This window comes from Stenotrophomonas sp. A3_2 (assembly GCF_036624925.1).
In the GTDB taxonomy this organism is placed as follows: Bacteria; Pseudomonadota; Gammaproteobacteria; order Xanthomonadales; family Xanthomonadaceae; genus Stenotrophomonas; species Stenotrophomonas hibiscicola.
Genome location: NZ_JAZKVY010000119.1, coordinates 1 through 19,959 on the forward strand (window position 1 = coordinate 1; position 19,959 = coordinate 19,959).

Sequence of the window (19,959 nt, forward strand, 5' to 3'; positions counted from 1 at the left end):
CTGGTTGATGTCCTGGCCGCCGTAGCGCCAGCGCGCGTACGACGCCATCGCCTGCGCCTCGGGCCGGGGGGGCGCGCCCGCGGGGCGGGCCCCGGCGCTACCCGATCCGGTTTCCGCTGGGCGGAAACGAAACGCGCCCCGAAGGGCGCGTTTCTGCAGATCGCAGCGGAACGAAGGCTTACGCCTTCTTTTCCGCTTCGATCTGCTTGCGGATCTGCGCATCGACCGCCGCAATCGCGGTCATGTTCAGGATCCGGCGCGAGGTCGCGCTGGTGGTCAGGATGTGCACCGGCTTGTTCACGCCCATCAGGATCGGACCGATCGCCACGCCGTCGGTGAACACGCGCACCAGGTTGTAGGCGATGTTGGCCGCTTCCAGGTTCGGCAGCACGAACAGGTTGGCTCGGCCCTGCAGGGTCGAGCCCGGCAGCAGCTTCTGGCGCAGCGCTTCATCCCATGCGGTGTCGCCCTGCATTTCGCCATCCACGTTCAGGCGTGGGTTGCGCTTGAGCAGCAGCTCGCGCACCTGGCGCATCTTCAGTGCATCCTTCGAATCGTGGCTGCCGAAGTTGGAGTGCGACAGCAGCGCCACCTTCGGCTCGATGCCGAACAGTTTCATGCGGTACGCCGCCTGCAGGGTTGCTTCGCACAGCTGCTCGGCGGTCGGGTCTTCCTGCACGTGGGTATCGACGAAGAAGAACACGCCCTGCTGGTTGATCACGCCGGTCATCGCCGAGGTCGAGGTGACCTTCGGCTCCAGCGGCAGCACGCTGCGCACGTAGCCCAGCTTCTTGTGGAAGCGGCCGACGATGCCGGTCAGCATCGCATCGGCTTCGCCACGGGCCACCATCACCGCTGCGATCAGGGTCGGGCGCGAACGCATCAGGTTCTTCGCCGCGGCCACGGTCACGCCACGGCGGCCGGTCAGGCCGTGGTAGTACTGCCAGTATTCGTTGAAGCGCGGGTCGTCGTTGATGTTGGTGACTTCAACGTTCTCGCCGATCTTCAGGCGCAGGCCGAGGCGCTCGATGCGCGACTCGATCACTTCCGGGCGGCCGATCAGGATCGGATGCGCCAGGCCGTCATCGACCACGTTCTGCACCGCCTGCAGCACCACTTCCTCTTCGCCCTCGGCGTACACCACGCGCTGCTTGTCGCTGCGCGCGCGATCGTACACCGGCTTCATCATCAGGCTGGTGCGGTAGACGAACTGGGCCAGCTTGTCGCGGTAGGCGCCCATGTCCTCGATCGGGCGCGAAGCCACGCCCGAGTCCATCGCGGCCTGGGCCACGGCCGCCGACAGCTCCACCAGCAGGCGGCGGTCAAACGGACGCGGGATCAGGTATTCACGGCCGAAGCTCGGGGTCTCGCCGCCATAGGCCGAGCCCATGTCGGTGGCCGCGCGGCGCGCCAGCGCGGCGATGGCACGCACGCAGGCGATCTTCATTTCCTCGTTGATCGCAGTCGCGCCCACGTCCAACGCACCACGGAACAGGTACGGGAAGCACAGCACGTTGTTGACCTGGTTCGGGTAGTCCGAGCGGCCGGTGCCGATGATCGCGTCCGGACGGGCGGCGCGCGCCACCTCCGGCATGATTTCCGGAGTCGGGTTGGCCAGCGCGAAGATCACCGGATCCGGGGCCATGGTCTTGACCATCTCGGCGGTCAGGATGCCCGGTGCCGACAGCCCCAGGAAGATGTCCGCGCCGTCGACGATCTCGGCCAGGGTGCGCTTGTCGGTATCGCGCGCATAGCGCTGCTTTTCCGGGTCCAGGTCGGTACGGCCGGTGTGGATCACACCCTCGCGGTCGAAGGCCAGGATGTTTTCCGGCTTCAGGCCCAGCTGCACCAGCATGTTCACGCAGGAAATGCCGGCGGCGCCCATGCCCGTGGTCGCCAGCTTCACGTCCTCGATCTTCTTGCCGGTGATCGCCATGGCGTTGAGCACCGCTGCGCCGACGATGATCGCCGTGCCGTGCTGGTCGTCATGGAACACCGGGATCTTCATGCGCTCGCGCAGCTTGCGCTCGACCACGAAGCACTCCGGCGCCTTGATGTCTTCCAGGTTGATGCCGCCGAAGGTCGGCTCCAGCGAGGCGATGATGTCGACCAGCTTGTCCGGGTCGGTTTCATCCACTTCGATGTCGAATACATCGATGCCGGCGAACTTCTGGAACAGCACGCCCTTGCCTTCCATCACCGGCTTGCCGGCCAGCGCGCCGATGTTGCCCAGGCCCAGCACCGCGGTGCCGTTGGAGATCACCGCCACCAGGTTGCCGCGGGCGGTCAGCTCGCTGGCCTGCTGCGGGTCGGCCTTGATCGCTTCACAGGCATACGCCACGCCCGGCGAATACGCCAGCGACAGGTCGCGCTGCGTCAGCATGGGCTTGGTAGCGGAAACCTTGATCTTTCCCGGGGGGGACATCCGGTGGTAATCGAGGGCGGCCTGTTTGAAATCTTCGTTGGACATCGATGTGGGTTACATGAATGGGCAGAAGGGACAGGGGATCATACCCCCGTTGGAGCGTCTGGACCTGTCGCTATCCTGTCGCAGCCATGCTGCGACCGCACAATTCCGTGCCGTATGCGGCGGGGCCCCAGACCAGCATCGGCGTTGCCCATGACAGTCATGGGACGCCTTGAAACGCCGCGGGGCCGTACCACTGTCGTGGCCGGCCCCGCGGTACCACACACCTGGATCAGCCCTTGGCCGGCAGCGCCTCGGGCAGCGCATCGACCGGCGGCGGCAGTTCGCTCTCGCGGCCGTCCAGCGCCAGCTGCAGGCGGTTGCGGTCCAGCGCGCCTTCCCAGCGCGAGACCACCACGGTGGCCACCGCATTGCCGATGAAATTGGTCAGCGAGCGGCATTCGCTCATGAAGCGGTCCACGCCCAGGATCAGCGCCATGCCGGCCACCGGCACCTCCGGCACCACGGCCAGGGTGGCGGCCAGGGTGATGAAACCGGCGCCGGTGACACCGGCCGCGCCCTTGGAGCTGAGCATCGCGACCAGCAGCAGGGCGATCTGGTGGCCCAGGGTCAGTTCGGTGTTGGTGGCCTGGGCGATGAACAGTGCCGCCAGGGTCATGTAGATGTTGGTGCCGTCCAGGTTGAACGAGTAGCCGGTCGGGACCACCAGGCCCACCACCGACTTGCTGCAGCCGGCGCGTTCCATCTTCTCCATCAGCGACGGCAGCGCCGACTCCGACGAAGAGGTGCCCAGCACCAGCAGCAGCTCGGCCTTCAGGTAGCGCGCCAGCTTGAACACCGAGAAGCCACACAGTCGGCAGACCAGGCCCAGGATCACCGCCACGAACAGGAAGGCGGTGAGGTAGAACGAGCCCACCAGCCAGGCCAGGTTGATCAGTGAGCCGACGCCATACTTGCCGATGGTGAAGGCGATCGCGCCGAAGGCACCGATCGGGGCGGCCTTCATCAGGATGTGCACCAGCTTGAACACCGGGGCGACCAGCGCCTCCAGGAAGTTCACGATCGGCCTGCCTTTCTCGCCCACCGAGGCCAGCGCGATGCCGAACAGCACCGCGATGAACAACACCTGCAGGATGTTGCCATCGACGAAGGCGCTCACCAGCGTCTTCGGGATGATGTCCATCAGGAAGCCGACCAGGGTCAGGTCATGCGACTTTTCGACGTAGCTGTGCACCGCGGTCTGGTCCAGCTCGGCCGGGTTGATGTTCATGCCGGCGCCGGGCTGCACCACGTGCGCCACGATCATGCCGACGATCAGCGCCAGCGTGGAGAAGAACAGGAAGTACGCCATCGCCTTGGCAAACACCCGGCCCACCGTGCGCAGGTGGGTCATGCCGGCGATGCCGGTGACGATGGTCAGGAAGATCACCGGTGCGATGATCATCTTCACCAGGTTGATGAAGGCATCGCCCAGCGGCTTCATCTTTTCGCCCACCAACGGTTCGTAGTGGCCGAGGATGGCGCCGAGGACGATCGCCACGATCACCTGGAAGTACAGCTGGCGATAGATCGGCAACGGCTTTGCAGGCGCCGGGGCTGCGGTCGGGATGTGCATGGCGGACTCCGGAAGGGGCGTTTTCAGGCACGTACGGCCCCGGGACTGCACGGGAACCGCTACCGTGGAAACTGATCGCCCTGTGCTGCACGCGCAGGAGGTGCGACCAATGGACGCCTTTGTACGCGCTGGGCACGTCGGCGCAGATAACCTATTGGTACTAGCCCCCCGGTTCAGGTGGCGCAGGTGCCTACACTGGCGCCACACCGCCCAGACACGGGAAGGCCGGTGGCCCGGGCTAACGGCCGGGCGCGTCCTTGCGAAAGTTTCGGCCCCTGCGGCCGTTGTTGTCCTGTCCACACGCAATCCGAGAGAGCCGCACCCAACATGCGCCCGAATCCCACCTTGCTGGCCCTGTCGCTGGCCGCCCTTCCCGCCTTCGCCTCGGCCGCCGATTTCGACAACTGGCCGACCAGGTACGCCTTCGGCGACGGCACCGAACTGGCCGCTACCGCCAACATCGCCTACGACTACAACGATTTCTCCTCGGGCAGTGGCCTGGAGGATGACGACGCGGTGCGTCGCAAGGAGTTCGGTGCGACGCTGAAGAAGAAGGGCGTTTACGACGCGATGGTCTACTACGACTTCCAGTCCGATACCTGGCTGGACGTGTTCGTGCGCTTTGAAAGCAAGGCCTTCTTCGGCCGCGACATCGGCCGCTTCCGCTTCGGCTACATGAAGACCCCGGTCGGCCTGGACGCGAACACCTCTTCGCGCGCCGGCAGCTTCCTGGAAACCGCGCTGCCCGTGCAGGCCTTCTACGCCGGCCGCCGCACCGGCGTGGAATGGGTGCTGGAGCGCCCGCAGTACCTGCTGCAGGCCGGCGCCTATGGCGGCAAGGACCTGCAGGGTGACAACCCCGGCACCACCCAGGCCGTGCGTGCGGTGTGGACCCCGGTGAAGGCGCCGGGTGACGTGATTCACCTGGGCCTGGCCTATTCGCAGGAGAATCCGCGCGGCTACAGCGATGGCCGTGACGTGCACCACGAGGCCAGCGCGCGCCTGCGTGCACGCCCGGAAGCCGGCCTGACCGACATCCGCTATGTCGATTCCGGCGCGCTGGTCACCGCCGACCAGATCCGCCGCACCGGCCTGGAAGGCATCTGGATCCGCGGCCCGTTCTCGCTACAGGCCGAAGCCCTGCGCGCCACGGTCACCCGCCATGACGGCAAGCCCGACTACACCGGCAGCGGCCAGTACGCGATGGCCAGCTGGGTGCTGACCGGCGAGTCGCGCCCGTACAACGCAGGTGCCGTGGCCAACATCAAGCCGGCGCACGACTACGGCGCGGTGGAACTGGTGGCCCGTTACAGCCGCTTGGACCTGGACGATGGCAGCATCCTTGGTGGCCGCCAGCACGACCTGACCCTGGGCGCGAACTGGTACCTGACCAGCCACTTCAAGTTCCAGGCCAACTATGTGAAGGTCGACGCCAGCCGTCGCGGTGTGCACAGCACGCCAGAGATCTTCGAACTGCGCGCGCAGATGCACTTCTGACCCCTTCCACGTCAGACCCCGGCGGGCGTGCACGTCACGCCCGCCGGCCCTGCGTAGACTGCCGCCATGTACCGGCTCAGCCGCCACCGGATGCTGTTGCTGACCCTCCTGGTGATGGTCGGTGGCACCGTGCTGTGTGCGGTCGCCGCCGGCCACTACGCCTGGCGGCGCGCCCTCGGCGAGGAAAGCAGCCAGGTGCAACGCCAGCTGCAGCTGTACGGCCAGGGCCTGCAGCAGCGCATCGACCGCTTCGGCACGTTGCCACAGGTACTGGCGCTGGATCCGGATCTGCTGCACGCCCTGCGTGTGCCGCCCTCGCCCACCGAACAGCAGCGGCTGAACCTCAAGCTGCAACGCGCCAATGAAGTCACCCGTGCCTCGACCCTGACCCTGGTCGGCCATGACGGCGTGGCAGTGGCGGCCAGCAACTGGGACCAGCCGACCAGCAACGTCGGCGAGAACTACAGCTACCGCCCCTACTACCGGCAGGCACTGGCGCAGGGCCGTGGCCGCTTCTACGGCATCGGCATGACCACCGGCGTACCCGGCTACTACCTGTCGCAGGCCATCGAGGAAGGTGGCAAGCGGCTCGGCGTGGTGGTGATCAAGGTCGAGCTGTCGGCACTGGAACAGGAATGGTTGAGCAGCCCGGACGTGGTGCTGGCCAGCGACGACCATGACGTGGTGTTCCTGGCCAACCGTGACAGCTGGCGCTACCGCCTGCTGCGCCCGCTGGGCGCCGATGAGCGCCGCGAAATGCTGGACGCCCGCCAATACGCCGACCGCGCGTTGCAGCCATTGCGCGCGCGTACTGAAGACGTGCTTGCCGATGGTGGCCGCATGGTGCGCCTGCTCGATCCCGTACTGCCGCAGCCGATGCTGTGGCAAAGCCTGCCGCTGCCCGCCGAAGGCTGGAACCTGCATCTGCTGCACGACGCCAGCGCCGCCACCGCCGCCGGCCGCGCGGCCGCACTCACCGGCGGTGCCGCGTGGCTGGCGCTGGGCTTCCTGGTGCTGTTCGTGCAGCAGCGCCGACGCCTGGCCAAGCATCGCCTGCGCAGCCGCCGCGAACTGGAAACCCTGCTCAAGCAGCACGCACAGGAACTGCGCACAGCACAGGATGGCCTGCTGCAGGCGGCCACCGACGCCGACAGCGGACTCAGCCGCAGCCTCGAACACCTGCCGCAGGGCGTGGTGGTGATCGACCGCGAACTGCGCCTGGTCGCGTGGAATTCGCGCTATCTGGAACTGTTCCGGTTCCCGGCAGACCTGGTCCGCGTGGGCCGGCCGATCGAGGAACTGTTCCGCTTCAACGCACGCCGTGGCCTGCTCGGTCCGGGCCCCGTCGATGAAGCAATCGAGCGTCGCCTGAACCACCTGCGCAGCGGCCGCCCGCACATGCGCGAGAGCGAGAAGGACGACGGCACGGTGCTGGAGATCCGTGGCAATCCGCTGCCTGACGGCGGCTTCGTCACCAGCTATGCCGACATCACCAGCTACAAGAACGCCGCGCGCGAACTGCGCTCCCTGGCCGATGCGCTGGAACACCGCATCGCCGAACGCACCCGCGACCTGGACGAAGCACGCCGCGAAGCCGAGCAGGCCAACCGCTACAAGACCCGTTTCGTTGCCTCGGCCGTGCACGACCTGCTGCAGCCCCTCAACGCGGCGCGCATGTTCGTCTCGGTGCTGCGCGGCAAGCTGAGTGACCCGGCGCAGCAACAGACCAGCGACCACATCGATGCTGCATTGGCCGCGCAGGATGCGATCCTCAACAGCCTGCTGGATATCGCGCGCCTGGAATCGGGCAGCCTGCCCACGCGCGTACAGGCGTTCCGGCTCGGGCCTTTGCTGCAGACGCTGGCACGCGAGTTCGGCATCGCCGCGCAGTCACGTGGGCTGGTGGTCGACTGGGTCGATACCGCTGCGGTGGTGGTCAGCGATGAAGCGCTGCTACGCCGCATCCTGCAGAACTTCCTGTCCAACGCACTGCGCTACAGCGAACGTGGCCGCGTGCTGCTCGGCTGCCGTCGCCGCGAAGGCCTGCTGTGGATCGAAGTTCACGACCAGGGCCCCGGCATTCCCGATGCGCTGCAGGGCGAGATCTTCGAGGAGTTCCGCCGCCTGCACGACGGCCAGCAGCGCGGCGCCGGCCTTGGCCTGGCGATCGTCGACCGCATCGGTCGGCTGCTCGGCCACCCGATCCGCCTGCGCTCGCAGCTGGGCCAGGGCAGCGTGTTCGCGGTGGGCGTGCCGTTCGGCGAAGCCAGCGCGATTCCCGCTACTGCTCCTGTGCCGGTGCTGATGCAGGAACCGGCCGCAGACAACCCGCTTCGCGGTCGCCGGGTGTGGGTGATCGACGACGATCCGCACGTCTGCGCAGCCAGCCGCGCGCTGCTGGAGCGCTGGGGCTGCGAGGTGGCGCTGGCCGACGGCCCGCAGGCGGCGCTGCAGCTGGCGGCAACAGGCGCGGTGCCAGAGCTGGTGCTGCTGGATGTGCGCATGGGTGACCACCATGGCCCGGTGCTGTACGAGACATTGGCAGAGCTGTGGCAGGCCCGTCCGCCGGTGGTGCTGGTCACCGCCGAACGCGATGCGGGATTGCGTGAGATGGCTGCCGAACGCGGTTGGGGAATGATGGCCAAGCCGGTGAAGCCGCCGGCGCTGCGGGCGCTGATGAGTCAGTTGCTGATCCGGCATCGCGGGTAGTTTCCAGCCAACGGCGCAGCCCCTCGTGGGTGGTGTCTGGTTGGTCGTGGAAAGCAAAAGCCGTGGGTGGGCCGGTCGGGCTGGATGCGCGGGGGACGCCGTGAATCCGTCCCTGGAGGCTTGGCAGCCGCATCCATGCGGCTGACACCCCCGCGCACCCAACCCGACCGGCCTCCGACAGATTTCGGTGGCCTGCACCCACGAAGAAGAAAGTAAGATCAAAAGCGGGTCGCGCGCTGCGCTTGCTCGTGTAGAGCCGAGCCCATGCTCGGCTTCACGGACCGTCCAGAAAGCAGCCGAGCGTGGGCTCGGCTCTACAAAAAGCAGCCTGTCAGGCTGTCTTTGCTTTTGATCTTCTTTTCTCTTCCGCGGGTGGACGCGCACGGAACCTGTCCGTGGCCGGGCAGGTGGGCTGCGCAGGGGCGTGAGCCGCATGGATGCGGCGACCGAGCTTACATGGACGTACTTGCAGCGGCCCCTGCGCAGTCCACCTGCCCGGCCTCACCCATGAACTGCTCTACGTGTCCACCCACGAGGGGCTGCGCCGTTGGCTGGAAACTACAACCCGATGCCGGCGTCGCCCTCAGGCTCCAGCGCCTTCACCAGTACCGCTGCCTGTGTGCGGCTGTGGCATTCGAGCTTCTTCAGGATCGCAGTGACATGTACCTTCACCGTGTTCTCGGCCAACCCCAGCGTGTAGGCGATCTGCTTGTTGAGCAGGCCATCGGCCAGGCACAGCAGCACACGGAACTGCTGCGGGGTCAGCTGGGCCAGGCGGCTGGCCAGCAGTGCGTCGGCCTCGGAGCGTTCGGCGGCCATCGCCGGGAACCACAGGCCACCATCGAGCACCGCCTGCACCGCCTCGCCGATGGTCTCGGCCGGAGCAGACTTTGGAATGAAACCCGCCGCGCCGAACTGCTGGGCACGACGGATCACCCGCGGATGGTCGTTGGAGGAGAGGATCACCACCGGAATGTCCGGATGCGAGCCGCGCACGTGCAGCAGCGCGGAGAAACCGTGCGCGCCGGGCATGGTCAGGTCCAGCAGCACCAGGTCCACATCCGGGTGGGCATCCAGCGCTTCGGCCAATGCCTCGGCGCTGGCGACTTCGCGCACCTGCGCCAGCGGCAGGCTCTGCCGCAACGACTGCACCACCGCCGAACGCAGCAGCGGGTGGTCATCGGCGATCAGGATGGTGTATTCGCTCATGCCGCCATTGTACGGGCAGGTCGCCGCCTCAGCGCCCGGCCGGCTCGACGCTGCTGCGCCAGGCATCGAGGAACTGGCGACGCTTGAGCGCGTCCAGGTACACCAGCAGGCCCGGGCCGAGCTGGATCGGGCGGCGGCTGCGGCCCGGCGCATCATCGCCGCGCGCGTTGCCGGTCACGATCGGCATCAGCCGTGCCTCGCGCGACAGCACCTGCTGGCCGCGTGGCGACAGCAGGTAGTCGAGGAAGCGCCGGGCTTCTTCCGGGTGTGGGCCGGTACGCGGGATCACTGCGGTACGCAGCACCACCAGCGTGTAGTCCTCGGGCTCCACAATGCCGAGCGGGGCACCCGCGTCGACGCGCGCCTGCGCGTAGGAGCCGAGCACGTTGTAGACCAGCGACAGCTGTCCGCTGGCCACCTTGTCCAGCAGCACGCCGGTGCGCTCCTCGCGCACCACGTCGTTGTCACCCAGCGCGCCCAGCAACGCACCGGCGATGCTGCCACGCTGCGCATCTTGGGTAGACAGCAGGTAGCCGACGCTGCTGCGCTCGATGTCATAGGTGCCGACCCTGCCGCGCAGCGGTGCTCCCTCGGCGCGCAGCCGGTCCAGCAGCTGCCGACGCGTGTGCGGCACCGTCGCGGCCGGCAGCATGCGGGTGTTGTAGACCATCACCACCGGCTCGTAGCTGATACCGAACGCCTCGTTGCGCCACTGTGCCCAGGCCGGCAGTGCGGCGGTCTGCGCCGAACGGTGTGGCAGCGCGTGGCCATCGTTGACCAGCTTGGTCTGCAGATCCATGCCGCTGGAGATCAGCAGGTCCGGCGATGCCGGTCCGGCGCGGTCGTGCAGGTAACGCGCGTACAGGTTCTGGGTGATGATGTCCTCGTACACCACCTCGGTGCCGGGATGCAGGCGCTGGTAATCGGCGATCACCACCGCGAACACTTCGATGTCGGTGGTGCCGTGAATGCGCAGCTGCGCAGTGGCCTTTGCCTGGGCCGGGAAACGGCGTACGTCGCCGGGCGCGGCCAGTACCGGCAGGGCCAGCAGCAAGGCAACGGCAGCAGCGAACAGGCGGATCATGGACTGCTCCGTGGCAGGCGGATGGTGGCGACCAGCCCGCCCTGCGGGCGGTTGCTCAGGTCAATGCGGCCGCCATGGCTGTCGACCACGCGCTTGACGATGGCCAGGCCCAGCCCGGCACCACCTGAGGGCGCGCCTTCGCCACGTGCGAAACGCTCGAATACGCGCTCGGCATCGGCCGGGGCGATGCCTGCGCCGTGGTCGGCGATGGTCAGCACGGCCTGCTCGCCTTCCACGGTAAGGGCAATCTGCAGGTCGCCGTCACCGCCGTACTTCAGTGCGTTGTCGACCAGGTTCTTGATCGCCTCGCGCAGCAGCAGCGCATCGCCGTGCACCAGTGCCGGTTCGGCGGTCATCGCCAACTGCACGCGCGGCGCCGGACCGGCCTGCGGCAGCGCTTCATGCAGGGCCTGGTGCACGGTCTCGGCCAGGTCCACCGCTGCAAAGCGCTGCAGATGCGAACGATGGATCACGCTGGCATCGCTGAGCAGCTGGTTCAGCAACCGGCTCATGTGGGTGGCATTGCGCTCGATCGCCTGCAGGCTGCGCCGCATGTCTTCGGGGTCGTCGTCGTCCAGCGCAAGCTGTGCCTGCGCGCGCAGGGCAGCCAACGGCGTGCGCATCTGGTGCGCGGCCTCGGCCATGAATGCGCGCAGTGTCTCGTTGCTGCTGGACAGGCGTTCCATGAAGCGGTTCAACGCCGCCACCATCTGGTCCATCTCGCGCGGCACGCGCGCGTCGAGGGGCTTCAGGTCGGACGGTTCGCGGCGCGACAGCTCGCGTTCCACCCGCACCAGTGGGCGGAACGCGCGGTGCACGCCAAACGCCACCAGCGCCAGCAGCAGGCCGGACAGCACGCCGATCGCCAGCAGTGCGCGATTGACCATGTCCTGCGCGACGGCTTCGCGCGCACGCCGGGTCTGGCCCACCTGCACCTGCACCTCGCCCTGCGCCGAGGCCGCGGCGAAGCTGCGGCCGACCACCACGAAGCGCACGGTCTCGCCGCTGTAGGTGGCATCGAACAGCTGCGGCTTGGTACCGGGCCGGCGCGGCGACACAGGAAGGTCACCGTAGCCGGTGATCAGCGTGCCGCGGCTGTCGGCCACCCGATAGAACACGCGGTCTTCCGGGGCCATCGCCAGCAGGTCCAGCGCCGCATACGGCAGATCGACCTGCCACTGTCCATCGACCAGGGCCACCGAATCGGCGATGGACAGCGCCGAGGACACCAGCAGGTGATCGTAGGAACGGTTGGCGGCACGCTGGCCGTAATCGCGTGCGGCGAACAGGAGGGCCACCGCGAACACCGCCAGCAGCAAGCCGAGGTAGAGCAGCAGCGTGCGCCGCAGCGAACCCGGTGCGGCGTTCGCAGCGCGTGCGTCAGCCGTCGGCGTCGGCGCTGCCATCGCTGGCTTCCAGCAGGTAGCCGACACCGCGCACCGTGGTGATGCGCAGCGGTGCGCCGGCCAGCTTTTTCCGCAGGCGGCCAACGTACAGCTCGATGGCGTTCGGGCCCGCTTCGTCATCGAAACCAAACAGGCCGTTGCCGATCTCGTCCTTGCCGACCACCTGACCGAGGCGCCCGACCAGGATTTCCAACAGGCGGTACTCGCGGTTGGGCAGTTCGATCGGCTCCCCGTCGAGGCTGACCCGGTGCGCAGCGTTGTCGAACTGGAAGCCGCCAATCTGCACCACTTCGCTGGCCTGCCCACGCGCGCGCCGCAGCAGTACGCGGCAGCGTGCTTCGAACTCGCGGAAGTCAAAGGGCTTGCCCAGGTAGTCGTCGGCGCCCACATCCAGCGCCTGCACGCGATCCTCGATGCCATCGCGCGCGGTCAGCATCAGCACCGGCGTGCCGTCACCGCGCTCGCGCATGCCGGCCAGCACGCGCAGGCCGTCCAGCTTGGGCAGGCCGATATCCAGCACCACCAGGTCGAAGCTCTGGTAGCGCAGCACGCTGGCAGCGGCCAGGCCGTCGGCCTGCCAGTCCACGGCATGGCCACTGCGACGCATGCGACGGATGATCGCATCGGCGAGATCCGGGTTGTCTTCGACCAGCAGCAGGCGCATGGGCACGACGGTGGGAGGGGAAGCGAATGCTACCGCATGACGCCGGGGCCGCCCGCCGGGCCATGCCTGGCGACCATTTACGCTGCACCGCACAAACCGCTGACAGGACGATGACAGCTACGGCGACCCAGACTGCGGCCGCGCACCGTCCGGTGCCCACGATTGCCGCGCGCCTGGCGCGCACCTGGGAGGGTTTGTGGAATTCACGTTTGCCTGGCGGCGTCCTGCCGCCATGATGGCGCTGGCTGTCCTGTCGGCGCCGGCCTTCGCTGCCGAAGACGACCGTCCGGTCACCGCCACCCTGGGTGGCCGCCTGCACCTGGACTTCGCCACCTTCGATAATGACAACCGGGGCACCCCGAACAAGGACGACACCGAAATCCGCCGTGCGTGGGTTGACGTGTCCGGCAAGTTCTTCGTGGTCGACTACAAGCTGGAAGCCGATTTCTCCGGCGACCGCGTCGAGGCCAAGGACGTGTACCTGGCGCGCAGCTTCGGCAAGGCCGGCAAGCTCACCGTCGGCCAGTTCAAGCAGTACTTCTCGCTGGATGACCGCACCAGCTCCAACTACGGCAGCTTCCTGGAGCGCGGCAATGCCGGCACCACGCTGGCGCCGCTGTACCGACTGGGCGCGTCGTGGCAGGCCAATCCGGGTGACTTCACCTGGGCCGCCAGCATCTACAGCCTGGAGAGCATCGACGCCTGGCAGGTGAAGGGGCGTGCTGCCGGTGGCCGTGTCACCTGGGCGCCCTCGCCCGCCGATGGCGACGTGCTGCACCTGGGCCTGTCGCTGGCCCGCGAGGCCTATGACAACCCGGGCGCAAACGGCGTTCCGGGCCTGAAGATCCGTCCGCGCCCGGCCGGCCACCTGTCCGACAACAGCCGCCTGACCCTGGTGGACTTCTCCGCCGGCCGCGATACCGATGTCAACAAGTGGTCGCTGGAGTACGCCCAGGTGCGCGGCCCGCTGTCGTGGCAGGGCGAGTTCAGTGGCGCCACCTTCGATGACGGTGCGCAGCGTGGCGACGTGATGGCCGCCTACGGCATGGTCAGCTGGTTCGTCACCGGCGAAAGCCGCGCCTACGACCGCAAGACCGGCCGCTTCGCGCGGGTGAAGGACATCCGCCACAAGGCCGGCGCGTTCGAAGTGGCGCTGCGCTACGACCAGATGTGGGGCGCGCAGCATCTCGATGGTGCGCCGGACCTGCGCCGCGGCAGCACCGAGGCGTGGACGCTGGGTGGCAACTGGTACCTGCGCGACAACCTGCGCTTCATGCTCAACGTGATCGAAAGCCGCAACCGCGACCGCTTGGCCGGGGTGACGGTGGACCGCACGCGCGCGGTCACCGGCCGCCTGCAGTACGACTTCTAGGCCCGACATTCCGGGCATTCCGCCCGGGCCCCTTCCACTCCCCACGTCCTGTTTTCGCAAGGAGTCCGCAGATGATGCTGAGCATCCTCGGCTTTGGCATGGTCATTACGTTCATGTACTTGATCATGAGCAAGCGCCTGTCGCCGCTCGTCGCCCTGATCACCATCCCCATCCTGTTCGCGCTGATCGGTGGCTTCGGTGCCGGCATCGACGAGATGATGCTGGAGGGCATCAAGAAGATCGCACCCACCGGCGTGATGCTGATGTTCGCCATCCTCTACTTCGGGGTGATGATCGACGCCGGCCTGTTCGATCCGCTGGTGCGGGTGATCCTGCGCTTCGTCAAGGGCGACCCGATGAAGATCGTGCTTGGCACCGCGGTGCTGGCGATGCTGATCTCGCTCGATGGCGATGGCTCGACCACCTACATGATCACCGTCTCGGCGATGCTGCCGCTGTACCAGCGGTTGGGCATGAACGCGCTGAACATGACCTGCGTGACCATCCTTGCCGGCGGCGTGATGAACCTGACCCCGTGGGGCGGCCCGACCGCACGCGCGGCCACCGCGCTGCACGTGGACCCGGCCGACGTGTTCGTGCCGCTGATCCCGTCGATGGTGATCGCCTGTGCCGGCGTGCTGCTGCTGGCCTGGTACCTGGGCCTGAAGGAACGCCGTCGCCTCGGCGTGGTGACCCTGCCCAAGGGCGGCAGCTGGATGGACAACAGCGTGTCCGACGACAGCAACGCGCTGCCGACTGTGGAAGATGCCGAAGACATCAAGCGGCCGAAGCTGCTGTGGGTGAACCTGGCACTGACCGTGGCGCTGATGACCGCGCTGATCATTGGCGTGCTGCCGATGCCGGTGCTGTTCATGGTCGGCTTCGCCATCGCCCTGGTGATCAACTATCCGAACCTGGCCGAGCAGCGCCGCCGCGTGGTCAACCACGCCGGCAACGTGCTGTCGGTGGTGTCACTGATCTTCGCCGCAGGCATTTTCACCGGCATCCTCAACAACACCGGCATGGTGGAGGCGATGTCGCACAGCTTCCTGGCCGTGATTCCGGAATCGTGGGGCCCGTACCTGGCGGTGATCACGGCGGTGGCGTCGATGCCGTTCACCTTCTTCATGTCCAACGACGCGTTCTACTTCGGCGTGCTGCCAATCCTGTCCGAGGCCGCCGGCAATTACGGCATCACCCCGGTGGAAATGGCGCGCGCCTCGCTGGCCGGCCAGCCGGTGCACCTGCTCAGCCCGCTGGTGCCGTCCACCTACCTGCTGGTGGGCCTGGCCAAGGTCGAATTCGCCGACCACCAGAAGTTCACCCTGAAGTGGGCCATCGCCATCTCGATGCTGCTGATGATCGGCAGCCTGCTGTTCGGCCTGTATCCCCTTGCCGCCTGACCCTTTGCCAAGGAGCCTTCTGCAATGACGCTTCGAATCGCTTACGTCACCAGTGGAATGGGCAGTGTCGGCACTGCCATCTGCCAGAGCCTGGCCCGCAGCGGCCACACCGTGGTTGCCGGCTGCGCGCCGAACTCGCCGCGCAAGGCCAACTGGCTGCGCGAGCAGCGCGAACAGGGCTTCGACTTCATCGCCTCCGAAGGCAACGCGACCGACTGGGCCTCGACCAGCGCGGCGTTCGCCAAGGTCCGCGCCGAAGTCGGTGAGGTCGATGTACTGGTCAACAACTCCGGCGGCAGCCGCGACCTGCTGTTCCGCCAGATGACGGTGGAGGACTGGAACGCGGTGATCGCCTCCAACCTCAACGCGCTGTTCAACCTCACCAAGCAGGTGGTCGACGGCATGGCCACGCGCGGCTGGGGCCGCATCATCAACATCGGCTCGGTCAGCGCCCACAAGGGCCAGATCGGCCAGGTCAACTACGCCACCGCCAAGGCCGCGATGCATGGCTTCAGCCGTGCACTGGCTGCCGAAGTTGCGTCGCGCGGGGTCACCGTCAACACGCTGTCGCCGGGCCACATCGCAAGCCAGGCGATCAGCAGCTTCCCGCCGGATGTGCTGGACCGGCTGGCCGCCTCGGTGCCGGTGCGCCGCCTGGGCCGGCCAGAGGAAGTGGCCGGGCTGGTGGGCTGGCTGGCATCGGACGAGGCTTCGTACGTGACCGGCGCCGATTACGCGGTCAATGGTGGGTTGTACATGGGCTGACCCCCGCGCGTTGCAGTAGATCCACGCCATGCGTGGATGCTCGGTCGCCCCTGGGGTCAGATCCCTTTCGCATGCGAAAGGGCTCTGACCCCGATGCGCTCCGCGGTCTATCCGCGCGCCTGCGCGAGTGCGCCAGCCACCTCCTCCGGCAGGCCGGAGATGAAATCCACCTCGTCGGACTCCTCCACGATCTGGCCGTCGCGCGGCAACCACATCGCCTCGGGAACCGCGCGCAGCACCGGCCGGCCGGGCCAACGGGCCGGGAAGCGTGGCCGGTTCTGCGCCAGGTCGAAGCCCAGGCCCTGGTCAGCGTAGCCGCCCTCGGCCAGCCGTTGTTCGATGCCACGCAGCACCGCGGCGGTGTGGCGGTGCGATGCAGGCACATCGTCGACCGTGGCAAACGGCACGTACCAGGACGCCCCCAGGTTCCAGTACAGCGCCAGTGCGCTGGATGCGGCCAACGACGGCTGTTCAAGCAGCCATTGCAGCGCATCGGACAGGGTGTGGGTGTCGGCGAACAGCATCAGCTGATGGCGCTGCTGCGGCGTGGCCTGCTGCAGGAACGAGACGAGCAGCGGCCAGCCCGGATCCGACGCGGTTGCTACGGGTGAGAGTGCTGGGGGCACGACCTCCGCCCAGATATCGACATCACCTGCGGTGGCATCACCGAGTGCCGGGCCGCGTTCGGGTTCAAAGGCCGCGGCCAGATCGTGCAACTGCTGCGCGATCGGGAACGGCAGGCCATCGTCGTACGCATCATCGACCGCCTCGGCAAACGGATCGAAGTCCAGCCCATGGTCGGCGTAGAAGCCATCGAGGCACCGCTGCTCGATGCGACGGACCAGCGCGTACGCCGCCTGCTCGTGGCCGGGCACCTCGCTGGCGTCTGTGTACTGGGCGAACCGGCCTGCGCCCAGTGATGCGTGCATCAGCAGTGCCGTGGCACGGTCCAGATCGCGTTGCTCTGCCAGCCAGGCCAGCACGTCGGGGCTGTCATCGTAGTTGCGCCGTGCAACGTAGATGTGGCGTTGCTCGGGCGAAGCGGTGTGCAGGTAGTCCTGCAGCAGGCGGCTGCAGGACGCGTGGTAGTCGTCGGGGGTCACGTGGGGTGTCCGTTGCTCAGTGCCCGTGCAGTCTAGCGGCCCCTTGCACCGGGGTCAGATCCCTTTCGCGCGCGAAAGGGCTCTGACCCCATCGCATCAGAACTCGGCGGCGACGGTCATGAACACCTGGCGCGGTGCGCTGGCGTGGATCGCGTAGCGCGTGCCGTTCGGGTCCGTGGGTGCGAACGAACTCAGCTGGCCGGCATAGCGCTTGTTGGTCAGGTTGGTCGCGTTCAACGACACCCGCACGTTGCGCAGGCCCAGGCCCGGGCCGAAGTCGTAGCCTGCACCAGCGTCGAAGGTGGTCACGCCCGGCACCGACTGGTCGTTGGTGTAGGTGTAGTAGCGCTTGCCGGTGTACTTGGCACGCAGGTTGGCGAAGAAGCCGTCGCGGTTCCAGCTGATCTCGCTGGAGGCCATGCGCTGCGGCGTATCCACCGTGATCTTGCCGGCCACCGGTACGATCGCACCGCCCGAGGTGTAGTCATCCTCGTAGGTGGTCTTGTTCCAGGACAGCGCGTTGTACCACTGCAGGCCATCAATCGGCTTGAGGATGAAGGTCAGTTCCGCGCCATGGCTCTTCACCGAACCGACGTTGATGAAGCGCGTCACGCACTCCGGGCGCGTGCCGACTTCGATGCTCGAACACGGGTTCAGCGACAGCAGGCGGTTGTCGAACTTGACGTTGTATGCAGCGATCGAGGCCTGGTACTTCTCACCGAAAGTGCGGAAGCCGGCTTCCAGGCTCTTGGACTTCTCCGGCTCCAGCCCGGCGCTGGCCGCGAACGATTCCGGCGACACCTGCAGCGGGCCGCCGCTGCCACCGCCGACGAAGGCGGCGATGTTCTCGGCGTAGGAGGCGAACAGCTCGTTGTTGGCGCTGAGCTTGAAGCCCAGGCCCACCTGCGGCAGCACCGATTCCTTGGCGGTCAGCGTGCCCGAGGCGATGCGGGTTTCCACGCCCGGCTGGGCGGTGGCGCGCATGCGGGTGTTCGGGCTCTTGATGCCCACATCCACGGTCAGGCGCTGGCCCAGGAAGCGCATGCGGTCCTGCACGTAGAACTGGCGCGTGCGGATGTCGAAGTCCTGGTTGAACAGCAGGCGGTCGGGGTTCTTCAGGTACAGGTCATCCAGGAACGGGCCACTGATGTAGTAGAAGTTGCGCGACACGTTATGGTCGTTCTGCTCGTACCACAGGCCGGCTTCCAGTTCGTGGATGCCCACCGTCCACGACAATGCGGCGGTCAGGCCATCGCGGTTGATCGTGTAGTTGGTGCTGCGGATCGAGATCGGCAGCATCCTGTCGGTGCCCGGGTAGGATGGCTGGCCCGGTGCCCACCAGTGGCCCTGGCCACGGTTGTCGTGGTGGTAGGCCAGCAGCTTCAGGCGGCCCTGCTCGCCCAGGCGAAGGTCGGCATCGACCGAATAGAGATTGTCGTCGCGCAATGCGCGGCTCTGGTAGTAGGCATCGTCGATGCTGTTGACGCCGCCGCTGAACTTGCAGCGTGCCTTGTTGTAGGTGCCCGGCGCGCAATAGGCTGCGGCGACAGCACGGTCCCAGTCCGGTGCGTAGATGTTCCAGTCCCAGCCCAGGCCACGCGCCAGCATGTCCTTGGACAGGTAGGCATAGTTGGCCTGGCTGGCGCGCGAGGTGGCCACGAACGCACCGAAGCGATGGTCGCCCACGTTCCATACGGCCTTGGCGTTGAACTGGCGGGTGGTCTGGTTCTGGTAGGGCGCGGCCCACATGTCCTGGTCCTGGTGCACGCCGGACACATAGGCCGAGAAGCCGTTGATGTCACCGGTATCCACGCGCAGGTAGCCACGGCGCTGGCTGTCGTCGCCGACGGTGACGCTGGCGCGGCCACCGAACTCGGTGGACGGGTCCATCGAGAAGTACTGGATGGTGCCGCCCAGGTTGCTGGTCGAGGCCACGCCCAGCGAACCGATGCCCTGCGACAACTCGGCACCGGCCAGATTCTCGGCGATGATCGCGCGGGCGATGCTCAGGCCGTTGTAGTTGCCGTAGCTGTTGTCGCCCAGCGGGATGCCGTCCAGCGTATAGCCGAGGCGGCTCTTGTCGAAGCCGCGCAGGCTGATGGTCTGCGATTCTTCGTTCGCGCCGAAGGCATCGTTGGACTGCACCGACACGCCCGGCAGGCGGTCGAGGATCTTCTGGCCACTGGTACCTGGAGGCAGCACCTGCTTGTCGACCGCGGTGATGCGCTGCACCTGGCGGGTCTCGCCCTGGCCGATCACGGAGACGGTATCCAGCGTCTGCGCGCTCAGCGCGGCATCGGTGCTGGCGTCGGTGGTTTCGGCGGCATGGGTGCTGGCGGCGGCGGAAAGGGCAATTGCCACGGCGATCGTCAGGTATCGGGTCTGCATGTGAGTCCACTGCATGGGGGAAGACCGGCGCGTCTGCGCGCGGCGCGCCGCCACTATGCGAATGGAAGATGAAAGGTTGTTTACGAAGCGGCGCGCGTGTTGCGGGCGGTGACGCGCGTCTCGTTTGTGGGTGTGGGGGTGGGTGTGTCGGCAGGGCTGCCGCCCTGCACCTGCTCACGGCAACGTCAAAAGCGTGCATTCCGTGGGAGGGCGGGGTGGGGGGGGGGGGGGGGGGGGGCCCCCCGAGCCACGGGGGGGGGGGGGGGCGGGCGACCCACGCCCGGGCCCCCCCCCCCCCCCCCCCCCCCCCCCCCGC

At 67.4% G+C, this 19,959-nt stretch carries 13 protein-coding genes; 5 read left to right on the plus strand and 8 right to left on the minus strand.

Annotation, left to right across the window (positions count from 1 at the left end; all coding sequences use genetic code 11):
• Window positions 1-178 precede the first annotated feature (178 nt).
• On the minus strand, window positions 179-2,470 hold the full coding sequence (locus R5H29_RS02425; protein ID WP_021204353.1) for an NADP-dependent malic enzyme: 2,292 nt from the start codon (window positions 2,468-2,470) through the stop codon (window positions 179-181).
• A gap of 229 nt (window positions 2,471-2,699) precedes the next feature.
• Window positions 2,700-4,043 (minus strand): dicarboxylate/amino acid:cation symporter, encoded by a 1,344-nt coding sequence (locus R5H29_RS02430; protein ID WP_021204354.1) that lies wholly within the window; start codon window positions 4,041-4,043, stop codon window positions 2,700-2,702.
• A 327-nt stretch (window positions 4,044-4,370) separates the two neighbouring features.
• Here R5H29_RS02430 and R5H29_RS02435 point away from each other — a divergent pair, with 327 nt between their 5' ends.
• Window positions 4,371-5,540, plus strand: coding sequence for an OprO/OprP family phosphate-selective porin (locus R5H29_RS02435; RefSeq protein WP_180877773.1), 1,170 nt, complete (start codon window positions 4,371-4,373; stop codon window positions 5,538-5,540).
• Between the two features lie 66 nt (window positions 5,541-5,606).
• Window positions 5,607-8,249, plus strand: coding sequence for a PAS-domain containing protein (locus R5H29_RS02440; RefSeq protein WP_155030095.1), 2,643 nt, complete (start codon window positions 5,607-5,609; stop codon window positions 8,247-8,249).
• 558 nt (window positions 8,250-8,807) lie between these two features.
• Here R5H29_RS02440 and R5H29_RS02445 read toward each other — a convergent pair.
• From R5H29_RS02445 to R5H29_RS02460, 4 genes are read right to left on the minus strand one after another with little or no spacing between them, the layout of a single operon-like run.
• Window positions 8,808-9,458, minus strand: coding sequence for a response regulator transcription factor (locus R5H29_RS02445; protein ID WP_005414428.1), 651 nt, complete (start codon window positions 9,456-9,458; stop codon window positions 8,808-8,810).
• Window positions 9,459-9,486: 28 nt separating this feature from the next.
• The gene (locus R5H29_RS02450; protein ID WP_332328681.1) at window positions 9,487-10,542 is read right to left on the minus strand and encodes an ABC transporter substrate-binding protein; all 1,056 of its coding nucleotides are present in this window, start codon (window positions 10,540-10,542) and stop codon (window positions 9,487-9,489) included.
• Window positions 10,539-11,948: a sensor histidine kinase gene (locus tag R5H29_RS02455; RefSeq protein WP_332328682.1), complete on the minus strand. Its 1,410-nt coding sequence runs from the start codon at window positions 11,946-11,948 to the stop codon at window positions 10,539-10,541. Before R5H29_RS02455 ends, R5H29_RS02450 begins: the two co-directional genes overlap by 4 nt.
• Window positions 11,923-12,612 (minus strand): response regulator transcription factor, encoded by a 690-nt coding sequence (locus R5H29_RS02460; RefSeq protein ID WP_164145465.1) that lies wholly within the window; start codon window positions 12,610-12,612, stop codon window positions 11,923-11,925. The genes R5H29_RS02455 and R5H29_RS02460 overlap by 26 nt, the downstream gene beginning before the upstream one ends.
• 232 nt (window positions 12,613-12,844) lie before the next feature.
• Here R5H29_RS02460 and R5H29_RS02465 point away from each other — a divergent pair, with 232 nt between their 5' ends.
• From R5H29_RS02465 to phbB, 3 genes are all read left to right on the plus strand, one after another.
• Window positions 12,845-13,984, plus strand: coding sequence for an OprO/OprP family phosphate-selective porin (locus R5H29_RS02465; protein WP_111098059.1), 1,140 nt, complete (start codon window positions 12,845-12,847; stop codon window positions 13,982-13,984).
• A 74-nt stretch (window positions 13,985-14,058) separates the two neighbouring features.
• Window positions 14,059-15,387: a CitMHS family transporter gene (locus R5H29_RS02470; RefSeq protein ID WP_029550722.1), complete on the plus strand. Its 1,329-nt coding sequence runs from the start codon at window positions 14,059-14,061 to the stop codon at window positions 15,385-15,387.
• A 24-nt stretch (window positions 15,388-15,411) separates the two neighbouring features.
• On the plus strand, window positions 15,412-16,152 hold the full coding sequence (phbB, locus tag R5H29_RS02475) for an acetoacetyl-CoA reductase (RefSeq protein ID WP_332328683.1): 741 nt from the start codon (window positions 15,412-15,414) through the stop codon (window positions 16,150-16,152).
• A gap of 107 nt (window positions 16,153-16,259) precedes the next feature.
• Here phbB and R5H29_RS02480 read toward each other — a convergent pair whose 3' ends face one another.
• Both R5H29_RS02480 and R5H29_RS02485 read right to left on the minus strand, forming a co-directional pair.
• The gene (locus tag R5H29_RS02480) at window positions 16,260-17,255 is read right to left on the minus strand and encodes a DUF4274 domain-containing protein (protein ID WP_180877772.1); all 996 of its coding nucleotides are present in this window, start codon (window positions 17,253-17,255) and stop codon (window positions 16,260-16,262) included.
• Window positions 17,256-17,351: 96 nt separating this feature from the next.
• Complete coding sequence (locus R5H29_RS02485) at window positions 17,352-19,643, minus strand: TonB-dependent receptor domain-containing protein (protein WP_332328684.1); 2,292 nt, start codon at window positions 19,641-19,643, stop codon at window positions 17,352-17,354.
• Between the last annotated feature and the right edge of the window lie 316 nt (window positions 19,644-19,959).